Annotated in this window: 20 protein-coding genes and 2 pseudogenes; 15 read left to right on the top strand and 7 right to left on the bottom strand. The window is 62.2% G+C overall.

Annotated features, from left to right (window positions below; genetic code table 11):
* On the top strand, positions 1-254 hold a 254-nt coding region (locus H928_RS33755; RefSeq protein ID WP_043341450.1), incomplete at its 5' end, for a TolC family protein.
* A 188-nt stretch (positions 255-442) separates the two neighbouring features.
* Here the strand turns inward: H928_RS33755 and cadR are convergent.
* Positions 443-862: a Cd(II)/Pb(II)-responsive transcriptional regulator gene (gene cadR, locus H928_RS31145; protein WP_005303894.1), complete on the bottom strand. Its 420-nt coding sequence runs from the start codon at positions 860-862 to the stop codon at positions 443-445.
* Positions 863-947: 85 nt separating this feature from the next.
* Between cadR and H928_RS0121560 the strand changes: the two genes are divergently transcribed.
* The 3 genes from H928_RS0121560 to H928_RS29205 are packed head-to-tail and all read left to right on the top strand — an operon-like array spanning position 948 to position 5278.
* Complete coding sequence (locus H928_RS0121560) at positions 948-3353, top strand: heavy metal translocating P-type ATPase (RefSeq protein WP_027011225.1); 2406 nt, start codon at positions 948-950, stop codon at positions 3351-3353.
* Positions 3350-4441, top strand: a complete 1092-nt coding sequence (lspA, locus tag H928_RS0121565; protein ID WP_021028358.1) for a signal peptidase II — start codon at positions 3350-3352, stop codon at positions 4439-4441. The genes H928_RS0121560 and lspA overlap by 4 nt, the downstream gene beginning before the upstream one ends.
* Before the next feature lie 18 nt (positions 4442-4459).
* Complete coding sequence (locus H928_RS29205; RefSeq protein WP_021028359.1) at positions 4460-5278, top strand: c-type cytochrome; 819 nt, start codon at positions 4460-4462, stop codon at positions 5276-5278.
* A 6-nt stretch (positions 5279-5284) separates the two neighbouring features.
* On the opposite strand, the gene merR is transcribed toward H928_RS29205, so the two are convergent.
* Positions 5285-5719, bottom strand: a complete 435-nt coding sequence (merR, locus tag H928_RS0121575; protein ID WP_021028360.1) for an Hg(II)-responsive transcriptional regulator — start codon at positions 5717-5719, stop codon at positions 5285-5287.
* A 71-nt stretch (positions 5720-5790) separates the two neighbouring features.
* Between merR and merT the strand changes: the two genes are divergently transcribed.
* From merT to H928_RS34150, 7 genes and pseudogenes are all read left to right on the top strand, one after another.
* Complete coding sequence (merT, locus tag H928_RS0121580; RefSeq protein WP_027011226.1) at positions 5791-6141, top strand: mercuric ion transporter MerT; 351 nt, start codon at positions 5791-5793, stop codon at positions 6139-6141.
* Positions 6142-6156: 15 nt separating this feature from the next.
* Positions 6157-6432: a mercury resistance system periplasmic binding protein MerP gene (merP, locus tag H928_RS0121585; protein ID WP_021028362.1), complete on the top strand. Its 276-nt coding sequence runs from the start codon at positions 6157-6159 to the stop codon at positions 6430-6432.
* A 27-nt stretch (positions 6433-6459) separates the two neighbouring features.
* Positions 6460-6882 carry an organomercurial transporter MerC gene (merC, locus tag H928_RS0121590; protein ID WP_027011227.1) on the top strand — a complete coding sequence of 141 codons (423 nt, stop codon included), beginning with the start codon at positions 6460-6462 and terminating at the stop codon, positions 6880-6882.
* Between the two features lie 39 nt (positions 6883-6921).
* Complete coding sequence (gene merA / locus H928_RS0121595) at positions 6922-8607, top strand: mercury(II) reductase (protein ID WP_027011228.1); 1686 nt, start codon at positions 6922-6924, stop codon at positions 8605-8607.
* Between the two features lie 17 nt (positions 8608-8624).
* A complete protein-coding gene (gene merD, locus H928_RS0121600) occupies positions 8625-8990 on the top strand; it encodes a mercury resistance co-regulator MerD (protein WP_027011229.1) in 366 nt (121 codons plus the stop codon).
* Positions 8987-9223, top strand: a complete 237-nt coding sequence (merE, locus tag H928_RS0121605; protein WP_003124451.1) for a broad-spectrum mercury transporter MerE — start codon at positions 8987-8989, stop codon at positions 9221-9223. The genes merD and merE overlap by 4 nt, the downstream gene beginning before the upstream one ends.
* A pseudogene (locus H928_RS34150) lies at positions 9220-10209 on the top strand (DUF3330 domain-containing protein). The gene merE and the pseudogene H928_RS34150 overlap by 4 nt, the downstream one beginning before the upstream one ends.
* A gap of 10 nt (positions 10210-10219) precedes the next feature.
* Here H928_RS34150 and H928_RS0121615 read toward each other — a convergent pair.
* From H928_RS0121615 to H928_RS0121630, 4 genes are read right to left on the bottom strand one after another with little or no spacing between them, the layout of a single operon-like run.
* Complete coding sequence (locus tag H928_RS0121615; protein WP_021028363.1) at positions 10220-10834, bottom strand: recombinase family protein; 615 nt, start codon at positions 10832-10834, stop codon at positions 10220-10222.
* A gap of 60 nt (positions 10835-10894) precedes the next feature.
* Positions 10895-12112: a TniQ family protein gene (locus H928_RS0121620; RefSeq protein ID WP_021028364.1), complete on the bottom strand. Its 1218-nt coding sequence runs from the start codon at positions 12110-12112 to the stop codon at positions 10895-10897.
* Positions 12109-13017, bottom strand: a complete 909-nt coding sequence (locus H928_RS0121625; protein ID WP_027011230.1) for a TniB family NTP-binding protein — start codon at positions 13015-13017, stop codon at positions 12109-12111. Before H928_RS0121625 ends, H928_RS0121620 begins: the two co-directional genes overlap by 4 nt.
* A gap of 2 nt (positions 13018-13019) precedes the next feature.
* Entirely contained in the window at positions 13020-14702 is a 1683-nt protein-coding gene (locus H928_RS0121630) for a Mu transposase C-terminal domain-containing protein (protein WP_027011231.1), read from the bottom strand.
* A gap of 216 nt (positions 14703-14918) precedes the next feature.
* Between H928_RS0121630 and H928_RS0121635 the strand changes: the two genes are divergently transcribed.
* From H928_RS0121635 to H928_RS29215, 4 genes and pseudogenes are all read left to right on the top strand, one after another.
* Positions 14919-15476: a recombinase family protein gene (locus tag H928_RS0121635; protein ID WP_001162010.1), complete on the top strand. Its 558-nt coding sequence runs from the start codon at positions 14919-14921 to the stop codon at positions 15474-15476.
* 2 nt (positions 15477-15478) lie between these two features.
* A complete protein-coding gene (locus tag H928_RS0121640; protein WP_003056098.1) occupies positions 15479-18451 on the top strand; it encodes a Tn3 family transposase in 2973 nt (990 codons plus the stop codon).
* A gap of 269 nt (positions 18452-18720) precedes the next feature.
* Positions 18721-19904, top strand: a protein-coding gene (locus tag H928_RS0121650; protein WP_102964835.1) for an IS3 family transposase whose coding sequence is annotated in 2 segments (ribosomal slippage) — positions 18721-19012 and positions 19012-19904 — 1185 coding nt in all. Because the reading frame shifts where the segments join, the coding sequence is not laid out codon by codon here.
* A 31-nt stretch (positions 19905-19935) separates the two neighbouring features.
* Positions 19936-20691: pseudogene (locus tag H928_RS29215) on the top strand (IS66 family transposase); the annotation flags it as partial.
* Here H928_RS29215 and H928_RS0121660 read toward each other — a convergent pair.
* Positions 20639-21495, bottom strand: an 857-nt coding sequence (locus tag H928_RS0121660) for a DMT family transporter (RefSeq protein WP_027011232.1), incomplete at its 5' end; no start/stop codon positions are given. The pseudogene H928_RS29215 and the gene H928_RS0121660 overlap by 53 nt on opposite strands.

Below are 21495 nucleotides of genomic sequence, written 5' to 3' on the forward strand. Positions count from 1 at the left end.
ACGTCGCCGACACCCTGCGCGCGGTGGAAAGCGATGCACAAACTTTGACTGCCCTCGCTGCCGCTGATATGGCTGCACAGGCCTCCTTGCAGTCGGTCGAGCGGCAATACCGGCTGGGCGCGGCCAGCTACCTGCAACTGCTCATCGCGCAGCAACAGGCACAGTCAATCCGGATCAATATGGTTGCGGCCCAGGCACAACGCCTAGTCGATAGTGTTGCTTTATATCAGGCCCTGGGAGGTGGTGTCAGTTAAGGCTATGCCCTAACCTGATGTCAGATGTTGAGCACAAACAACGTCAGAGTAGAGTGTGAATGTCATTTTCAGAAGACGACTGCACGGAATATCAGAAGTCAGCCGCACGACCTTCTCCGATGCCAATTAGGCAGGCCGCTCACGAATCCAAAATCGCAGGCCAATGTCGGCGTGCGAAACAACTCATGCTATGCGTTGCATCCCGGATGATTGCAATCTGATAAACCTTGCAAGATGCCACATGCCTCTATTCGTCGAGCGCCCGAGCATTTTTCACGCAGCGAGAGCAAGTGCCGCTTCAATTGCAACAGCGCTTCGACGCGATCTTCGGTCTGACGAATATGGGCATCCAGTAGTGTATTGACGTCGCCGCAGTCCTGAGCAGGGTTATCTCGTAGGCCCAGCAGTATCCTGATTTCGCTCAGCGTCATGTCAAGCGAACGGCAATGACGAATGAACTGCAAACGCTCGATGTGCACATCGCTGTACAACCGAAAGTTGCCACCGCTTCGCGCTGGCTTTGGCAGCAGCCCTTCCTTTTCGTAGTAGCGGATGGTCACGACCTCGCACCCAGAGCGCTTGGCTAGATCGCCAATTCTGATTTCCATGCCTCAATCTCCATTTATCACTTGACTCTATAGTAACTATAGAGTTTTTAATGGAGGTTGTACAGAAGATTTGAAGGAGTTATCCATGAGTGAATGCGCTTCAAAGGCGTGTGGCTGCTCGGCTGGGCCGATCATGCAACCCACGACACAAGCCCCGCCGACAACCGGATCGGCTCAAGCGGTGTACCGCATCGAGAACATGGATTGCCCCACGGAAGAGGCGCTGATCCGAGGCAAGCTGGTTGGGCTGGCGGGTGTGGTTGGTCTTGAGTTCAACCTGATGCAGCGTACCTTGACCGTGCAGCACGAATTGCCTTCGCTGTCTCCCGTTGAACAGGCACTGAAGGCCATCGGCATGCAAGCTGTGCGCATGGATGAGGCGTCGGCTGGGCAGACAACCAAGCTGTCCATTGCCAAGATGGATTGTCCGACAGAGGAAGCATTGATCCGCAACAAGCTCGGCACCGTGGCCGGGGTTACCGGTCTCGATTTCAACCTGATGCAGCGCACGTTGTCGGTACGCCATGCTGACGGGGTTCTGCCGGATGTGCTTGTGGCACTACAAGCGCTCGGATTCGAGGCGCAGGTCGAGGACAAGGCCATGGCCGCGTCGCCATCGGCGTCCCCTGTGACAACGCAGACCAACTGGTGGCCACTCGGTATTTCCCTCATCGCTGCATCGGCGGCCGAAGCGGTCTACTGGTTCCACGACGGCAATCATTGGTCAGTCGTCATTCTGGCGCTTGTCGCGGTCTTGACGGGGGGGCTGTCCACCTACAAGAAGGGCTGGATCGCGCTCAAGAACCGTAACCTCAACATGAACGCCCTGATGTCGATTGCCGTCACGGGTGCTATGTTCATCGGCCACTGGCCCGAAGCTGCGATGGTAATGGTGCTCTTCGCGCTGGCCGAGGTGATCGAGGCCAAGTCATTGGATCGCGCCCGTAACGCCATCCGTGGACTGCTCGACCTGACCCCGGAGCAGGCCACGGTGCAGCAGCCTGACGGCACTTGGCGAGAGGTAAGTGCCAAGCAAATCGCCATTGGCAGCCGAGTCCGGGTCAAACCGGGTGAGCGCATCGCGCTCGATGGCGAGGTGCTAGACGGACGCTCCACGGTCAACCAAGCCCCGATCACGGGCGAAAGCCTCCCGGTCGAGAAGTCCCCCGGCGATCCGGTGTTTGCGGGCACGATCAACGAATCTGGTTCCTTCGAGTACCGCGTCTCTGCCTTGGCCAGCAACTCCACTTTGGCCCGCATCATTCACGCAGTAGAGGCTGCACAAGGTAGCCGTGCACCGACCCAGCGTTTTGTCGATCAGTTCGCCCGTTGGTACACGCCTCTCGTGTTCGCCCTAGCCATTGCCGTCGCACTGCTACCCCCGCTTCTCATGGGCGCGGCATGGATGGACTGGATTTACCGTGCACTGGTTCTGCTGGTGGTTGCCTGCCCATGCGCTCTGGTGATTTCCACGCCGGTCAGCATCGTCAGCGGCTTGGCCGCCGCTGCCCGCCACGGCATTCTTGTCAAGGGCGGTGTCTATCTGGAAGAAGGCCGCAAGCTGCGCTGGCTGGCTCTGGACAAGACCGGCACGGTCACTCACGGCAAGCCCGCACAAACCGATTTTGTCGCATGGGGCAACGCACTCGCCTCCGATAGCCGCTGTATCGCTGCCAGTTTGGCGGCCCGCTCCGATCATCCTGTATCCAAGGCGGTGGCACAGGCTGCGCAGCGGGATGGAGTTGCCTTGCTCGACGTGGCCGAGTTCAGCGCGCTGCCCGGTCGGGGTGTGCAAGGCCAAATCGACGGGGAGACCTACTATCTGGGCAACCACCGAATGCTTGAAGAGCTGGGGCAGTGCACACCAGAGCTGGAGCAGCGCATCGCGGCGCTGGAAACCGTAGGCAAGACCGTCGTGATGTTGGTAGGCGCAAAAGGGGTACATGCCTTATTCGCCGTTGCGGACACCATCAAGGACAGCAGCAGGAGAGCCATCGCCGAGCTGCATGCTCTGGGCATCAACACCGTGATGCTGACCGGCGATAACCCCCACACGGCACAGGCCATTGCCGCACAAGCTGGCATTGACCGTGCGCAAGGCAACCAACTGCCTGACGACAAACTGCGCGAAGTGGAGCAATTGTCCAGAAATGGCAAGGTTGGCATGGTCGGTGATGGCATCAACGACGCACCGGCCTTGGCGCGTGCGGACATTGGCTTTGCAATGGGAGCGGCAGGCACAGATACCGCCATTGAAACCGCCGACGTGGCCCTGATGGACGATGACCTGCGCAAGATTCCGACCTTCGTGCGTCTGTCGCGTGCGACAGCACAGGTGCTGATGCAAAACATTGTGCTGGCCCTTGGCATCAAGGCGGTATTTCTGGTGCTCACTTTCACGGGTCACGCGACCATGTGGATGGCTGTGTTCGCCGATATGGGTGCCAGCTTGCTTGTTGTCGGCAACGGCTTGAGGCTGTTGCGTCGATGAGCTGGAAACTCTTTCTCTATGACTGGGGTGGCCTGAACATCGCGTTGTTTCAAGCCATCAACACAGGCACGCCCGCCACGCTGAAACCACTGGCATGGTTCTTTGGCCTCGTGGGAAGTTACTGGACAGCGCCGCTGATGCTGTTGGGTCTGTGGTGGTGGTCGAAATCGGCTACAAACCCGGCGCGTGGTACGGCCGTTCGGCATCGCCTTATTGGTTTTAGCGCGGCCTTCTTGCTGGCGTTATTGGTCGCCACCGCCTTGAAGCTATGGTTCGACTTTCCACGCCCGCCTGCCGTCCTTGGCGAGCTGGTGCGCGTCATCGGGGACAAAGAGCTTCACTACAGCCTGCCCAGCGGGCATGCCACCTATGCCGCGCTGGTGGTCGGTGCACTCTGGCCGTTGATGGGCCGCCATGGTCGCGTCGGCTTGGTGCTATATGCCACGTTGGTCGGCTGGTCGCGCATCGCTGCGGGAATGCACTTCCCGGCGGATGTGTTGGCGGGGTGGGCGCTGGGATGGAGCTGCACGGCACTCGCCCGGTGGCTGCTTCCGCTGGCCGCCTCTGTATGGCAATCGGCTCGTCGCACGTCGGCCTGGATCTGGTTCACCGTGGCCGCCACTATTGTCATGACAGATCAGCTCACCAAGTTCGCCATCATTCGCACGTTTGCCTACGGTGAGCAAGTCGAAATCACTCCGTTTTTCAACCTCGTTCACGTCCTGAATCCGGGTGCGGCGTTCAGCTTTTTGGCGAACGCTGGCGGCTGGCAACGTTACTTTTTCATCACGTTGGGTCTGGTTGTTTCTGCTTGGCTGGGTCGCATGCTGTGCCAGCAACGGCCACGTCTCGAAGCGATGGGCTACAGCCTGATCCTTGGTGGTGCGCTCGGCAATGTGGCGGATCGCATGTTGCGTGGACAGGTGGTTGATTTCCTCGACTTCCATTGGCGGCTCGCGCACTGGCCCGCCTTCAACCTCGCTGACGTGGCGATCACGTCGGGCGCTGCTTTGCTCATCATGCAGATGCAGACCCGGGAAAAGAGGATGGACACAGGATCAATTGCGAATTATAATCATTCTCAATGATTTAACCAGAGAATTCCCATGCCCTGCCGATTACCCTATCGCTGGCTGATGGCTTTGCTGTTGGCGATTTGCTCGTTAATCGGCGGGCCAAGCTACGCAGCCAACACCACCGAACTCAAAGCCAAACAGATTTGGCAACTTCTGGACTACGTCGCCGTCGATTACGGCGGCGCGGTAGCCAACGGTGTGGTCCTGAAATCGTCGGAGTACGCTGAAATGCAGGAATTTTCAGCGACAGCCGAACGTCAACTGGGAGAATTACCTGACCAGACCGACAAGGGTCGCTTGTTGCAACAAGCGACCGCTTTGCGTGCTGCGGTAGCTGCCAAAGCCGATCCGGCCAGCGTAGCAAAACTGGCGCACGCGCTGTCCAGTGCGGTGCAAAAGGCGTACCCGTTTCCAGTCGCACCGACTGCCATGCCGGTCTTAGCGAAGGGAGGGCAGTTGTTTCAGGCCCAGTGTGCGGCCTGTCACGGTCAGCAAGGGCGCGGTGATGGCCCCCTAGCGGCATCCCTCAACCCCAAGCCGACCGCGCTGGCCGATCACATGCGGGCGCGCGAGCGCAGCTTATTCGCGCTACACCAAATTATCAGCAACGGTGTCCAGGGCACCGCTATGCAGGGCTTTGGCGCGTTGTCGGATGAAGACCGATGGGCATTGGCGTTCTTTGTTGGCACGCTACCTTATACGCAAAGCGACAAGGACGAAGGAGCCAAGCTCTGGCAAGCCAACGCGCAGGTTCGCCAGACGCTCGTCAGTCTGGATGTGCTGACGCAAACATCTGAGCATGTCTTGGCGGACAGGCTGGATGGGGTCGTCTCAGAAAACGGAAAATAAAGCACGCTAAGGCATAGTCGGCCCTGCCAGGCTTGCTCCGCCCTGTAGCGACGCAATCAGCGGGCACGAAACTTTCCCTTTTCGTGCATGGCAGGCGCACACCAGATCAGACAAGACGGCCTCCATGCGTGCCAGGTCCGCCATCTTTTCGCGCACGTCCTTGAGCTTGTGCTCGGCCAGGCTGCTGGCTTCCTCGCAGTGGGTGCCATCGTCGAGCCGCAACAGCTCGGCAATCTCATCAAGACTGAAGCCCAGTCGCTGGGCCGACTTCACAAAGCGCACCCGCGTTACATCCGCCTCGCCATAACGGCGGATGCTGCCGTAAGGCTTGTCCGGTTCCGGCAACAAGCCCTTGCGCTGGTAGAACCGGATGGTCTCTACGTTGACCCCGGCCGCCTTGGCAAAAACACCAATGGTCAGGTTCTCCAAATTATTTTCCATATCGCTTGACTCCGTACATGACTACGGAAGTAAGCTTACGCTATCCAATTCAAATTCGAAAGGACAAGCGCATGTCTGAACCACAAAACGGGCGCGGCGCGCTCTTCGCTGGCGGGCTAGCTGCCATCCTCGCCTCGACCTGCTGCCTCGGGCCGCTGGTTCTGGTTGCCTTGGGCTTCAGCGGGGCATGGATCGGCAACCTGACCGTGCTGGAGCCGTATCGCCCGATTTTCATCGGCGCAGCATTGGTCGCGTTGTTCTTTGCCTGGCGGCGCATCTACCGCCCTGTGCAAGCCTGCAAACCGGGCGAGGTCTGCGCGATTCCCGAAGTGCGAGCGACTTACAAGCTCATTTTCTGGGTCGTGGCCGTGCTGGTCCTGGTCGCACTCGGATTTCCCTACGTCATGCCATTTTTCTATTGATCACAGGAGTTCACCATGAAAAAACTGTTAGCCTCCCTCGCCCTCGCCGCCATTGTTGCCCCGGTGTGGGCCGCCACTCAGACCGTCACGCTGTCTGTCCCGGGCATGACCTGCTCCGCCTGCCCGATCACCGTCAAGAAGGCGATTTCCAAGGTCGAAGGCGTCAGCAAGGTTGACGTGACCTTCGAGACCCGCGAAGCGGTTGTCACTTTCGATGATGCCAAGACCAGCGTCCAGAAGCTCACCAAAGCAACCACCGATGCGGGCTATCCCTCCAGCATCAAGCAGTGAACCACTGAACCCGAACCTGGGGCGATCATGGGACTGATCACACGCATTGCCGACAAGGCTGGGGCACTCGGCAGCGTTGTTTCCGCGATGGGCTGCGCCGCGTGCTTCCCGGCCATCGCCAGCTTGGGCGCGGCCATCGGCCTGGGCTTTCTACAGGAATACGAAGGATTGTTCATCTCCAAGCTGCTGCCACTGTTCGCTGTCGTGGCTTTGCTGGCGAACGCATTGGGGTGGCTCAGTCATCGCCAATGGCACCGCAGTCTGCTCGGCATGATCGGGCCAGCCATCGTGTTCGCCGGAACTGTCTGGCTGCTTGGCAACTGGTGGACAGCACACCTCGTATACACCGGCCTGGCGCTGATGATCGGCGTGTCGATCTGGGACTTGGTTTCGCCGGCAAATCGCCGTTGCGGCCCGGACGGTTGCGAACTTCCCACGAAACAAGGCTGACGGCGGGGGCCGGCAGCCAACACAGAAAAGGAATGATGAATGACCACCATCAAAATTACCGGCATGACCTGCGACTCCTGCGCGGTTCACGTCAAGGAGGCTCTGGAGAAAGTGCCCGGCGTGCAATCGGCGGAGGTTTCCTATGCCAAGGGCAGCGCCAGGCTCGCCATCGAGGCCGGCACATCGCCGGATACGCTGACCGCTGCCGTGGCCGGACTCGGCTATCGGGCTACGCTCACCGATGCGCCCGTGGCTCCGGCGGGCAGCGGATTGCTCGGCAAGGTGAGCGAATGGCTGGGCAGTGATGACAAGGCTGGCGGGGATGGTGGCAAGCTCCATATCGCCGTGATCGGCAGCGGCGGGGCCGCAATGGCGGCGGCACTGAAGGCCGTCGAGCAGGGCGCACGCGTCACGCTGATCGAGCGCGGCACGATTGGCGGCACCTGCGTCAATGTCGGCTGCGTGCCGTCCAAGATCATGATCCGTGCCGCCCACATTGCCCACCTGCGCCGGGAGAGCCCGTTCGACGCTGGCATTGCCGCGCTGGCCCCGACCATCCAGCGCTCGGCGCTGCTGGCCCAGCAACAGGCCCGCGTCGATGAGCTGCGCCACGCCAAATACGAGGGCATTCTGGATGGCAACCCGGCCATTACCGTGCTGTCTGGCTCCGCCCGCTTCAAGGACAGCCACGGCTTGGTCGTGCAACTGAACGAGGGCTGCGAGCACGTGGTGGCGTTCGACCGCTGCCTGATCGCCACCGGTGCCAATCCCGCGATTCCGCCGATTCTTGGCCTGAAGGACACGCCGTACTGGACTTCCACCGAGGCGCTGGCCAGCGACACCCTTCCCGAACGCCTGGCGGTGATCGGCTCGTCGGTGGTAGCGGTCGAACTGGCGCAGGCGTTCGCCCGGCTGGGCAGCAAGGTGACGATCCTGGCGCGCAGCACGCTGTTCTTCCGCGAAGACCCGGCCATCGGCGAAGCCGTCACGGCGGCGTTCAGCATGGAAGGCATTGAGGTGCTGGACCATACCCAGGCCAGCCAGGTCGCCTATGAAAATGGCGAGTTCGTGCTGACGACGGAGCAGGGCAACATACGCGCCGACCAGTTGCTGGTCGCCACCGGACGCGCGCCCAACACGCGCAGCCTGGCACTGGACGCGGCAGGCGTGACGGTGAACAAGCAAGGCGCGATCGTCGTCGACCCCGGCATGCGGTCCAGCGTGGAACACATCTACGCGGCCGGCGACTGCACCGATCAGCCGCAGTTCGTCTATGTGGCGGCGGCGGCCGGCACCCGCGCCGCGATCAACATGACGGGCGGCGACGCAACCCTGAACCTGACCGCGATGCCGGCCGTGGTGTTCACCGATCCGCAAGTGGCGACCGTGGGCTACAGCGAGGCGGAAGCGCACCATGACGGCATCGAGACCGACAGCCGCACGCTGACGCTGGACAACGTGCCGCGCGCGCTCGCCAACTTCGATACGCGCGGCTTCATCAAGCTGGTCGCCGAGGCCGGCAGCGGGCGGCTGATCGGGGTTCAGGCGGTCGCGCCGGAAGCGGGCGAGTTGATCCAGACCGCCGCGCTGGCCATTCGCAACCGGATGACGGTGCAGGAACTGGCCGACCAGTTATTTCCCTACCTGACGATGGTCGAAGGCTTGAAGCTCGCGGCGCAGACCTTCAACAAGGATGTGAAGCAGCTTTCCTGCTGCGCCGGGTGAGGCAAAGGAGGTGTTTGATGAACGCCTACACGGTGTCCCGGCTGGCCCTTGATGCCGGGGTGAGCGTGCATATCGTGCGCGACTACCGGCTGCGCGGACTGCTGCGGCCGGTGGCGTGCACCCCAGGCGGCTACGGTCTGTTCGACGAGGCGGCCTTGCAACGGCTGTGCTTCGTGCGGGCTGCCTTTGAGGCGGGTATCGGCCTCGATGCGCTGGCGCGGCTGTGCCGGGCGCTGGATGCAGCGGACGGCGGCGAAGCGGCCACGCAGCTTGCCGTGCTGCGCCAGTTCGTCGAACACCGGCGCGAAGCGTTGGCCGATCTGGAAGCGCAGTTGGCCACCCTGCCGACCGAGCCGGCACAGCACGCGGAGAGTCTGCCATGAACGGCCCGGAACGCCTGCCGACCAAGACACGCAAGCCGTTCACCGGCTACCTGTGGGGCGCGCTGGCCGTGCTCACCTGTCCCTGTCATTTGCCGATTCTCGCCGTTGTGCTGGCCGGAACGACAGCCGGCGCATTCATCGGGGAGCATTGGGGTATTGCAGCCCTCACGCTGACCGGCTTGTTTGCTCTGTCCGTGACGCGGCTACTGCGGGCCTTCAGGGGCGGATCATGACGACCTCGCAGCCCGCCGGATGGACGGCGACCGAGTTGGCGCAGGCGGTTGTGCGCGGGCAGCTTGAGTTGCACTAACAGCCGATAGTCGATCTGCGCAGTGACCAGATTGTCGGTGCGGAAGCCCTGTTGCGCTGGCGGCACCCAAGGCTCGGCTTGTTGCTGCCGGGCCAGTTTCTCCCCTTGGTCGAATCGTCCGGCTTGATGCCTGAAATCGGTGCTTGGGTGCTGGGCGCAGCCTGCCGCCAGATGCGCGAGTGGCGGATGCTGGCATGGCAACCGTTCCGGCTGGCCGTCAATGTTTCGGCGAGCCAAGTGAGACCGGATTTCGACGGATGGGTAAAGGGCGTGCTGGCTGATGCCGAGTTGCCCGCCGAGTATCTTGAAATCGAGCTGACCGAATCGGTCGCGTTCGGCGATCCGACGATCTTCCCCGCCCTGGAAGCCTTGCGACAGATCGGTGTACGCTTCGCCGCCGATGACTTCGGGACGGGTTATTCCTGCCTGCAACACCTGAAGTGCTGCCCGATCGGCACGCTGAAGATCGACCAATCCTTCGTCGCCGGACTCGCCGCCGATCACCGCGACCGGATCATCGTGCACTCCGTCATTCAGCTTGCGCACGGGCTGGGCATGGACGTGGTGGCCGAGGGCGTGGAGACGCCGACCAGTCTCGCACTGTTGCGGCAAGCGGAGTGCGATATGGGACAAGGCTTCCTGTTCGCCAAGGCAATGCCGGCGGTGGCATTCGCCGCCTTTGTCAGTCAATGGAGGGGTGCCACCATGAATGCAAATGATCCGACTGCCACCAGTTGCTGCGTGTGCTGCAAGGAAATCCCGCTCGATGCCGCCTTTACCCCGGAAGGCTTGGAGTACGTCGAGCACTTCTGCGGGTTGGAGTGCTATCAGCACTTCCAGGCGCGGGCCAAGGCCGCGACCGAAACCAGCGCCGAACAGAACACTTGCGATTCGCCGCCGTCAGGTTGATGCCGACCGCTCAGATACGGTTGAGTAGTTTCGTCCCATCTGGGCGCAATTCGCCTTTCGGTGAGATATGTCGATACAGGGTCTGCCGCGTGATGCCGAGTTCCTGACATAGATCGCCGACCTTGGTTTCGGGCTGCCCCATCGCGGCCATGGCCAGCCGCAGCTTGGCTGCCGTCATCTTGAACGGCCGACCGCCTTTCCTGCCGCGTGCCCGCGCCGAGGCCAAGCCCGCAATCGTGCGCTCGGCGATCAGCTCGCGCTCGAACTCGGCCAGCGCCGCGAAGATGCCGAAGACCAGCTTGCCGGCGGCGGTCGTGGTGTCGATGGCGGCACCATGCCCGGTCAGCACCTTCAAGCCGATGCCACGTCCGGTCAGGTCGTGCACAGTGTTGATGAGATGCCGCAGGTCGCGGCCCAACCGATCCAGTTTCCACACGACCAGCGTGTCTCCCGGCCGCAATGCCTTCAAGCAGGCTACCAGGCCGGGGCGGTCTTCGCGCTTGCCGGATGCCTGATCTTCATAGAGATGTGCTGGATCGACATCGGCGGCGATCAGCGCGTCGCGCTGCAAATCGGTGGCCTGGGAGCCGTCCGCCTTCGATACCCGCATGTAGCCGATCAGCATGTCGCACCTGTCACATATACGTTCGATTATGTGACAGTATGCGCCGGAAAGTTCTAACCGTCAAAAGTTGTCACTTAACCCGTCATTCTGTCTAAGACATGCAAAGGGCCCATTAGGCTCGTAATGTGACAAAAATTCCGGGGGGATGCCTTCCTTTGCAAAGGTGGTGCGCAACTGTTCCAGGGAAGCGGGATCGCGCCGACCATAGGAAGCCAACGCGAACAGCGAGCGTGCCGTCTCGGGGTCGTGCCGCGCTTCAATGATCGCCTCACTGATAGCTTGGACCGCCCGTTGCCAGTGATTGACGGGTTCGGGCTTCGGCGCTTTCGCCGGCAGACCACTGGTGAACCCGGTTTGGGGCTCGGACCAGAACAGCTTTGCATGCTCGCCTGGCGGGCTGATATCCCTCACCTCGATCAAGCTGATTGCCGTTGCCGCCGCCTCCAGCATCTGCAACCGTATTGCCGGGTTCAGGGTTTCATACGGTCGCCACAGACTTTGCCCAGCACGCAGCGGATGCCCGCAGCCTTGCCAGACTTGGCGAAGATACCCCGCGTAGGTTCCGCACGCCGAAAGCGGGGTGTTCAGCTCATCGAGCAGCGTGCGTAGCAGTCGAAACCACAAACCAGCGTGGATGCGTCGGCGCGGCAGTTCCACATGGCCGGTCGTCAGTGCCTGCCAGGTACGCCGGTCCATCACTGCAATCGCGTCGCTGGCGGTGCGCGACGCAGTGTCGGCGTTCTCCCAGCCGAGAAACCGCCCAGGCACGCCCCAATAGGATTCCAGCCAGCAGCCATGCAGCGGGCAGCTCAGCATCAGGGGCAGCTTCCATGCAAGCAGTACGGCGTGGTTTGCCGGGTCGTTCAGACAGAGCGGACAGGCGCGATGTATCGGCTGGCTGGGCAGCCAGGCACGCCAGCTCGTGATGGATCGCGTCCTACGGCGGAGTTTCGGCAGCAGCACCGAGAGCTGGAACGCATAGGTTTCCAATGCGTCTGGAATCTGATCATCAAGGCTGTCCAGTAGCCAAGGCACCCAGCCGGCGAAACTCATGCAACGCAGCCGGTCCGGCTCGATGCCGCTCCGCTGGGAGAGCATCGCCAACAGCGCCAGTGGTGGCGCGGTATCCAGGTCATCAACCTGAGCGTGACCAAGATCGTGCTCCAGCAGCTCGGACACCTCCATGTGATAGCAAAGGGCCACGCGGTTGAGCCACGAAGACAAGGCTTCGCCTTCTCTGGGGGCCGGATGCAGTGGCCAGCGTGGCGCTGGCTTCACATCAGTTCCCGCTCGAATTGCCGCCGCCGCTCGCTGGGGCCGGTGTAGTCGGCCATGCTGAGCGTGCGGTGGTTGATCGCTTCCTCTCCGCTCTCCACGGCGACGATGGCCGCCGCCATCAGCAAGTGCGCCAGTTCGCCTATGGTGCCCTCGCTGCGTGTGAGCAGGTAGCGGGCCATGTCCAGCGTGGCAATCGACGAGGGTCGCCGCAGTGGAAGCGAAGCGGCGAAACTGGCCAGCAGTGAGCAGCAATCGTGATTGGCCTCCCATACCGGCAGCATCATCGGCTCGAAGCGATTTTCCAACTGGTCATCGGAGCGGATGGCCAGGTAGGCGTCGCGCGTGCCGACCCCGACCAGTGGGATGCGCAGTTCATTGCCGAGGAAGCGCAGGAGATTGAGGAATTCCCGGCGATTGACGCTGTTACCGGCCAAAACGTTGTGCAACTCGTCGATCACCAGCATGCGCACGCCGACCTTGCGCAGCAGTGCCAGCGCCAGTTGTTCCATTTCTGGCAGCCGTGGGCGCGGTCGCAATGGCGCACCCATCGCCGCGAGCAGCGCGACGTAGAAGCGGATTACCGACGGTTCGGATGGCATCTGCACGACCAGTACCGGAATGTGCTCCTGGTCGGCGTCGGCTCTGGCCGGATGCGTGCGCCGGAACTTCTCGACGATCATCGACTTGCCGTTGTTGGTCGGGCCTACCAGCAGCAGGTTGGGCATGCGTTGCTTGTTTGGCCACGCATACAGGGTTTCCAGCCGGTTCAGCGCCTCGACTGCTCGCGGATAGCCGATCCAGCGGTCGGCGCGAAGGCGATGGATGCGTTCGTCCGCCGGGAGACGGGCCAAGCCCTGGGCCGCCGGCAGCAGGTGGGACAAGTCGATGATGGGATATTCTTCCACGGCTACCACTCCTCAATCTGGTCGAACGGTTTGGCCGGCAACTGGTTGTCTGCCTGCTGCCCATCCATGTCAGCGCCCGGTGGTGGCGTGGTTTTGACAGGCGGTGCCGTTGCCTTGAGATGCTGGCGTCGATCCGCGTCGCGCCGCGCCTTGCGCGTAGCCTTCTGCGCGGTGGTAATGATTTCGCGCATCTGGCCGATCATGCGGAACAACGCCGACTCATCCACCTGTTCGCGCCCTTGCTGCCGCAATTTCGCCAGCGCCTGTCGTTGTTCCCAGAGGGTGACAGCCGGGTGCGATAAGGTACGGTAGGGAATTTCCAGGTAGTGCTGCCCCTCTGGTTCCAGCACCCATATGCGGCTGATGTCGCGCGGGTCGCGCCGGATCAGGAACGCAGGCAAGCGGTCCCGCCGAGCTATCCACGGCTTGAGCGCATCGGCGTAGTAGTGGATGTGGTCGATGACGAAGCCGGTGCGGGTCAGCGTGCGGCGGATGATGGGCAGAAAATCGACCAGAAAAGCCGTAGCGCGAGTGATGACGGTTGGCACGCCGGTCCGCGTGATAGCTTCGGCCCAGCGCGCGGCCGGCGGTTGGAGCAGGCCGTTGTGCACAGAGCCGTGATAGGTGCCGACCGCCAATGTGAGCCAGCGCTCCAGCTCGCGCAGTGTCAGGGCGGCCATCTTCTCGGAGGCGTATTCCCCGCGCTGGTCAGGATTGGAGAAGGTCGTCCCCGGCAATTCGTCGTGGATCATCTGCATCGCCGTGCCGATGATCCGTTCCACGATACCGCCGTAGTGCGGCTGCCCGAGCGGGCGATAGTCCAACCGGATGCCATGCTGCTCGCAGCCACGGCGCAGCGCCTCGCTCTTGAACTCAGCCGCGTTGTCCAAGTAGAGCAGTCTGGGCTTGCCGCTCATCGGCCAATCCATCTCTACGTTCAACCCTTCCAACCAAGGGCGCTTGTCGCAGGCGGCATGCACCAAGCACAAGCCGACCGAGACGGCGGACGGGGCTTCCAGCGTAACGACCATGCCAACCACGCAGCGGGTGAATACGTCGATGGCGAGGGTCAGGTACGGACGGCCAATCGGTTGCCGGTCGCGCTCGTCCACCACGATCAGGTCGATGACTGTGTGGTCGATCTGCACCTGCTCCAGCGGCGCGGAGACGGGTGGCGGAACACCACCAACACCTTGCAGGTCGCGGGCGGCATCTTGTCCTTCCCGGCGGTGAGTGACCTCGCGCGGATCGAGGCCGGCGATCCGCAGTGCCACCGTGTTGCGCGCCGGCACCCGCAGCTTTTGCAGCTTGCACGCCCGCACAACTTCGCGGTGGAACGCCGCCAAGCTACGCTTCTGCTTGGTCAGGAAGCGCTTTTGCAGTAACTCGCGGATGATTCGTTCGACCGACTCCGGCAAGCGGCCTTTACCTTTGCCACCGCTCGACTGCCCAAGAGCCAAGTCAGTGACCAGCCCCGAACCTAGCCGGGCACGGCGGATCAGGACGTAGACCTGCCGCCGGGACAGCCCCAATGCCTGGGCTGCCGCGTCGGCCGCTTCATGCCCAACCGTCTCCGACTGCGCCAACGGCCCAATGATCTCCGCACGACGACGCGCACGCTCCCATGCCTGTTCTGGCAGGGTGGCCACGCCGTGCTCGGTAATCGGTGCGGTATCGGTCGCCATGCTCACCTCGCTTTGGTGCACACGAGTATTGAGCATAGACGAGTTTTGTGCAGAGGAATCCTGATATCGGGTTATCAGGAGCCGTATGCACAACAGGCTTCAAACCGCGCTGAATGGTGCAGTCGTCTTCTGAAAATGACAGTGAATTTATATTTATTGACACATTCAGTCAAGGGTAATAGATTTCATCCTGACATTTTTACCTTTGGAGGCATCTTGCAAGGTCAACGTATCGGCTACGTCCGCGTCAGCAGCTTCGACCAGAATCCTGATCGACAACTGGAACAAATAGAAGTCGGCAAGGTATTCACCGATAAGGCTTCAGGCAAGGACACACAACGTCCCGAACTTGAAAGGCTGCTGGCCTTCGTCCGCGAGGGCGACACCGTGGTGGTGCATAGCATGGACAGGTTGGCACGCAACCTTGATGACCTGCGCCGCATCGTCCAAGGGCTGACACAACGGGGCGTGCGCATGGAGTTCGTCAAAGAAGGGCTGACGTTCACCGGCGAGGACTCACCGATGGCCAATCTGATGCTGTCGGTCATGGGAGCCTTTGCTGAGTTCGAGCGCGCCCTGATCCGCGAACGTCAGCGCGAGGGAATCGTGCTGGCCAAGCAGCGCGGTGCCTACCGGGGACGAAAGAAATCGCTGAACAGCGAACAAATTGCCGAGTTGAAACGGCGAGTTGCGGCAGGCGACCAAAAAACCTTGGTGGCCCGTGACTTCGGCATCAGCCGCGAAACCTTGTACCAGTACCTGCGGGAAGACTGACCATGCCACGCCGCTCAATCCTGTCCGCCACCGAGCGCGAAAGTCTGCTGGCACTGCCAGATGCCAAAGACGAACTGATACGGCACTACACGTTCAACGAAACCGACCTGTCGGTGATCCGTCAGCGTCGCGGCGCCGCGAATCGATTGGGCTTCGCCGTGCAGCTTTGCTACTTGCGATTCCCTGGCATCTTCTTGGGCGTCGATGAACCTCCATTTCCGCCCCTGCTGCGCATGGTGGCCGCACAACTCAAGGTGCCGGTGGAAAGCTGGAACGATTACGGCCAGCGCGAGCAGACACGGCGGGAGCACTTGGTCGAGCTGCAAACGGTGTTTGGATTCAAGCCCTTCACCATGAGTCACTACCGGCAAGCCGTGCATACACTGACCGAACTGGCCTTGCAAACAGACAAAGGCATTGTGCTGGCCAGCACCCTTGTTGAAAACCTGCGGCGGCAGAGCATCATCCTACCCGCCATGAATGCCATCGAGCGCGCAAGCGCCGAGGCCATTACCCGTGCCAACCGGAGCATCCATGCGGCATTGGCCGATTCCTTGATACCTGTCCATCGCCAGCGCCTGGACGAACTGCTCAAGCGCAAGGATGGTAGCAAAATGACGTGGCTAGCGTGGCTGCGCCAATCGCCCGCCAAGCCGAACTCGCGCCACATGCTTGAACACATCGAACGCCTCAAAGCCTGGCAGGCGCTTGACCTACCTGCTGGCATCGAACGGCAGGTACACCAAAACCGCTTGCTCAAGATCGCCCGCGAGGGCGGCCAGATGACGCCCGCCGACCTGGCCAAGTTCGAGTCGCAGCGGCGTTACGCCACCTTGGTAGCACTGGCCATCGAGGGCATGGCCACCGTCACTGATGAAATCATCGACCTTCACGACCGCATCATCGGCAAGCTGTTCAATGCGGCCAAGAACAAGCATCAACAGCAGTTCCAGGCTTCCGGCAAGGCGATCAACGACAAGGTGCGGATGTATGGGCGCATCGGTCAGGCGCTGATTGAAGCCAAACAAAGCGGCGGCGATCCGTTCGCCGCCATCGAAGCGGTCATGCCGTGGGACACCTTCGCCGCCAACGTCACCGAGGCGCAAACGCTGGCGCGGCCTGCCGATTTTGATTTCCTGCACCATATCGGCGAGAGTTACGCCACGCTGCGCCGCTATGCGCCGCAGTTCCTGGACGTGCTCAAACTGCGCGCCGCGCCCACCGCCAAGGGTGTGCTCGATGCCATCGACGTGCTGCGCGGCATGAACAGCGACAGCGCGCGCAAGGTGCCCGCCGATGCGCCAACCGCATTCATCAAGCCGCGCTGGGCAAAGCTGGTTCTGACCGACGAGGGTATTGACCGGCGTTACTACGAGTTATGCGCCCTGTCGGAGCTGAAGAACGCACTGCGCTCTGGTGATGTTTGGGTGCAGGGTTCGCGCCAGTTCAAGGACTTCGACGAATACCTGGTGCCGATCGAGAAGTTCGCCACCCTGAAGCTGGCCAGCGAATTGCCACTGGCCGTGGCCACCGACTGCGACCAATATCTGCATGACCGACTGGAATTATTGGAGGCGCAACTCGCCACAGTCAACCGCATGGCGGCGACCAACGACTTACCGGATGCCATCATCACCACTGCATCGGGCCTGAAGATCACGCCGCTGGACGCAGCGGTGCCAGACGCCGCGCAAGCCTTGATTGACCAGTCGGCGATGTTGCTGCCGCACCTCAAGATCACCGAGTTGCTGATGGAGGTCGATGAATGGACGGGCTTCACGCGCCACTTCACACACCTGAAGACCGGCGACACGGCCAAGGACAAAACCTTGCTGATGACGACGATTCTGGCTGATGGTATCAATCTTGGGCTCACCAAGATGGCCGAGTCCTGCCCTGGCACCACCTACGCCAAGCTGTCTTGGCTGCAAGCCTGGCACGTTCGCGACGAAACCTATTCGACGGCGCTGGCCGAGCTGGTGAACGCACAGTTTCGACAACCCTTCGCCGGAAACTGGGGCGACGGCACCACGTCATCGTCGGACGGCCAGAACTTCCGAACCGGCAGCAAGGCAGAGAGCACCGGGCATATCAATCCGAAGTATGGAAGTAGCCCTGGGCGGACGTTCTATACCCATATCTCCGACCAATACGCGCCCTTCAGCGCCAAGGTGGTCAACGTCGGCTTGCGCGACTCGACCTATGTGCTCGATGGCCTGCTGTACCACGAGTCTGACTTGCGTATCGAGGAACACTACACCGACACGGCGGGCTTCACCGATCATGTGTTCGGCCTGATGCACTTTCTGGGATTCCGGTTCGCGCCGCGCATCCGCGACCTGGGCGACACCAAGCTGTTCATTCCCAAGGGCGATACTGCCTACGATGCACTCAAGCCGATGATTAGCAGCGACAGGCTGAACATCAAGGCTATTCGCGCTCATTGGGATGAAATCCTACGGCTGGCCACTTCGATCAAGCAGGGCACGGTGACGGCCTCGCTGATGCTGCGCAAGCTCGGCAGCTATCCGCGCCAAAACGGCTTGGCCGTCGCCCTGCGCGAGCTGGGGCGCATCGAGCGCACGCTGTTCATTCTGGATTGGCTGCAAAGCGTGGAGCTGCGCCGCCGCGTCCATGCGGGGCTGAATAAGGGCGAGGCGCGCAACGCGCTGGCCAGGGCGGTCTTCTTCTACCGATTGGGTGAAATCCGCGACCGCAGTTTTGAGCAGCAGCGCTACCGGGCCAGCGGCCTCAATCTGGTGACGGCGGCCATCGTGTTGTGGAACACGGTCTATCTGGAGCGTGCCACCAGTGCTTTGCGTGCCCACGGCAAGGCGCTGGACGACACGTTGCTGCAATATCTGTCACCGCTGGGGTGGGAGCATATCAACCTGACCGGCGATTACCTATGGCGCAGCAGTGCCAAGGTCGGTGCGGGGAAGTTCAGGCCATTGCGACCGCTGCCACCGGCTTAGCGTGCTTTATTTTCCGTTTTCTGAGACGACCCCTCCATCAACGGTGGGACTTGGGCGTCGGAGAACCCGACCACTGAGACAGTGGCGAGGGCCCACCCTCGTGGGTTTGCGAGTTGCTGAATGGCACCGTCATAGGCCCCAAGCTTGGTGAAGGCAAGAGCCTTGGTGGAATCACGGCTGGACGTCCAGGCAGTACGCAAGCACTTTGACCCTGCCTCGATTTCACGTACAGCAGGAAGTTGATAACTTCAGAGGTACGGAGAATCGAAATGAGAGAAGGCAAGCTGCCCAAGAGGCAGTACACACAGGAGTTCAAGGCTGAGGCTGTCAGGCTCGCGGCGTCGGTAGGAGGGCATGAGGCCGCACGGCGCCTCGGCGTGCCGGTGGCGACGCTGGGCAACTGGTCCAGGCGTGGCACTGCATCGGCCGGCGCCAGCGGCGCGGTGGCGCCGCCCAGTGAGGCACCCACGCGGCGCCCGGTGAGCGAATTGGAGGCGGAGAACAGCCGCCTGCGCAGGGAGTTGGCCGACGCGAAGCTGGACGTGGAAGTCCTTCGAAAAGCGACGGCGTACTTCGCCAGGGGGTCGCGATGAAGTACGCCTGGATCGATGAGCATCGCGACCAGTACACCGTCAGCCGGCTGTGCCGCGTGCTGCAGGTGTCCCGCAGCGGGTACTGCCAATGGCGCGTGCGCCCGCCCAGTGCCGGCACACTGGCCAACCAGGCTCTAGATGCCAAGGTGGCCGCCATCCACGATGCCAGCCGCCGAAGCTATGGCCGCCCTCGGATCGTCCACAAGCTGCGCCAGCAGGGCGAAGTCGTTAGCGCCGAGCGAGTGCGAAAGAGCCTGCGGCGCCAAGGCCTGCGCCCGGTGTACAGAAGGCCGTTCGTGGTGACCACCGATTCGGCGCACCGCTTGCCAGTGGCACCGAATCTGCTGGACCGGCGCTTTGATGGCTGGCAGCGCGACCAGGCCTGGGTGGCAGACATCACGTACGTGCCCACCGGCGAGGGCTGGCTGTACTTGGCGGCCGTGATGGACCTGGCCGGCCGGCGCATCGTGGGCTGGTCGATGTCCGAGAACATTGACGCCACGCTGGTGTGCACCGCCTTGAAGTCGGCATGGTGGCTGCGCAAGCCTGCCAAGGGGCTGCTGGTCCACACCGACCGCGGATCCCAGTACGCAGGCGGGCGCTACCGAGCGTTGGCCGCCGAGTTGGGCATCACGATGTCCATGAGCAGGAGGGCCAATGCCTGGGACAACGCGCCGATGGAAAGCTTCTTCAAAACGCTGAAGGTCGAGCGCATCCATCAGGTACGCTACGACACGCGGGCGCAGGCCAGGCTGGACATCGTCGATTGGATCGAAGGCTGGTACAACCGCCAGCGCTTGCACTCGGCCAACGGCTTCCTGCCCCCAGTGATCTGGGAGAGCACCCGCTTGGCTGCATGACTTGATGTACGTGGAAACGAGGCAGGGTCACTTCTCCGGCATGCACGCCGTGGTCTTCGACTTCGCCGAGAGCCGCGCAGGCCAGCACGCGCGTGAGTTCCTTGGCGTGACGCCATCGGGCGGATGGCGCGGCACGCTGGTTTGCGACCAGTTCTCTGGGTACAAGGCGCTCTTCGAGATGGGCGTCGTCGAAGCGGGTTGCCTGGCCCATGCGAGGCGCAAGTTCTACGACCTGTGGGTCAGCCACCAGAGCACGGTTGCCGAACAGGCGCTGCGGTTCTTCACGCGCCTGTACGACATCGAACGGCAGTTGCAGGAGTTGAGCGCTGAGGAGCGACTCCAACGGCGCAGGAGTGAAGCCAAACCGGTGGCCGACCTGCTGCATGCGTGGTTGCTGCAGCAGCGCGCGCTGGTGCCCAGTGGCTCCGCCACGGCCCGAGCCATCCAGTACAGCCTCGGCTGCTGGAACGCACTGGCGCGCTATCTGGAGGACGGTCGGCTGCCGCCAGACAACAACCGCGTCGAAAACCAAATCAGACCAGTGGCCCTTGGACGAGCCAACTGGTTGTTCGCCGGCAGCTTGCGTGCTGGTCGACGCGCCGCGGCCGTGATGAGCTTGGTGCACTCGGCGCGGCTCAACGGGCACGACCCTTATGCCTACCTACGCGACGTGCTGGAGCGCCTGCCCACTCAGCCTGCAAGCCGTATCGGTGAGCTCCTGCCGCACCGCTGGGTCAATGCGGATGCTGGTGATGTGCGTCGGGCACGTGTGGATGAGCATGTTTGACTGACGTATGGCGATGCGGATGGCTGTGTGGGCCAGCAGGCATCACGTCATGGCCGTGCAGGTGATGGTCGTCGTCATGGGTGTGCGCGTGCTCATGCTCGAGGGCCTCGTGCGTATGGGAGTGCTCGTGCCTCTCGGCCAGGTGCAGCACCACGCCGCAAATCATGAACACCCCACCCAGGCCCATCAACCACGACCCCGACCGGTCGCCCAATGCAAAAGCGCCGAGGGCGCCGATGAAGGGCGCGAAAGCGAACACCGAACCCGTGCGTGCGGCGCCGAACTCGCGCTGCGCCAGTAGGTAAAAGCGCAGGCTCAGGCCGTAGCCGGTTGCACCCACGGCCAACAATGCCAGCACGGTTGCCAGTCCTGGGACCGGCTCGCCCCACAGCCAGGCCATCAGAACGGTTGCCACGGTGCCCAGCGTGGCCTTGACCACGACGACCTGGCCCGGGTCACGGTCGGCCACACCGCGCGACAGCGTGTTGTCCACGCCCCAGGCGATGGTGGCCACCGTCACGGCCAGCAGTCCGAGCAACTGAACCTGGCCGGCCAGGCCTTGCTCCAGCACCAACACCACGCCGCCCAGCAGCAACAGTGCGACGGCCGCGATGACGCGCCGGTCCAGCGTCTCGCCGTACCAGCGCCAGGCCAGGATGGCCGTGAACACGGCCTCCAGCGTCAGCATCAGCGATGCGCTGGAACCGCTGGTGCGCTGCAGACCCCAAGCCAGCGCGACCGGCCCCACGACCGCACCCATGCCGGCCATCGCCAGCAGGCGCGGCAGGTCGCCACGGCGCAGCT

Source organism: Comamonas sp. B-9 (assembly GCF_000410635.1).
In the GTDB taxonomy this organism is placed as follows: Bacteria; Pseudomonadota; Gammaproteobacteria; order Burkholderiales; family Burkholderiaceae_C; genus Comamonas.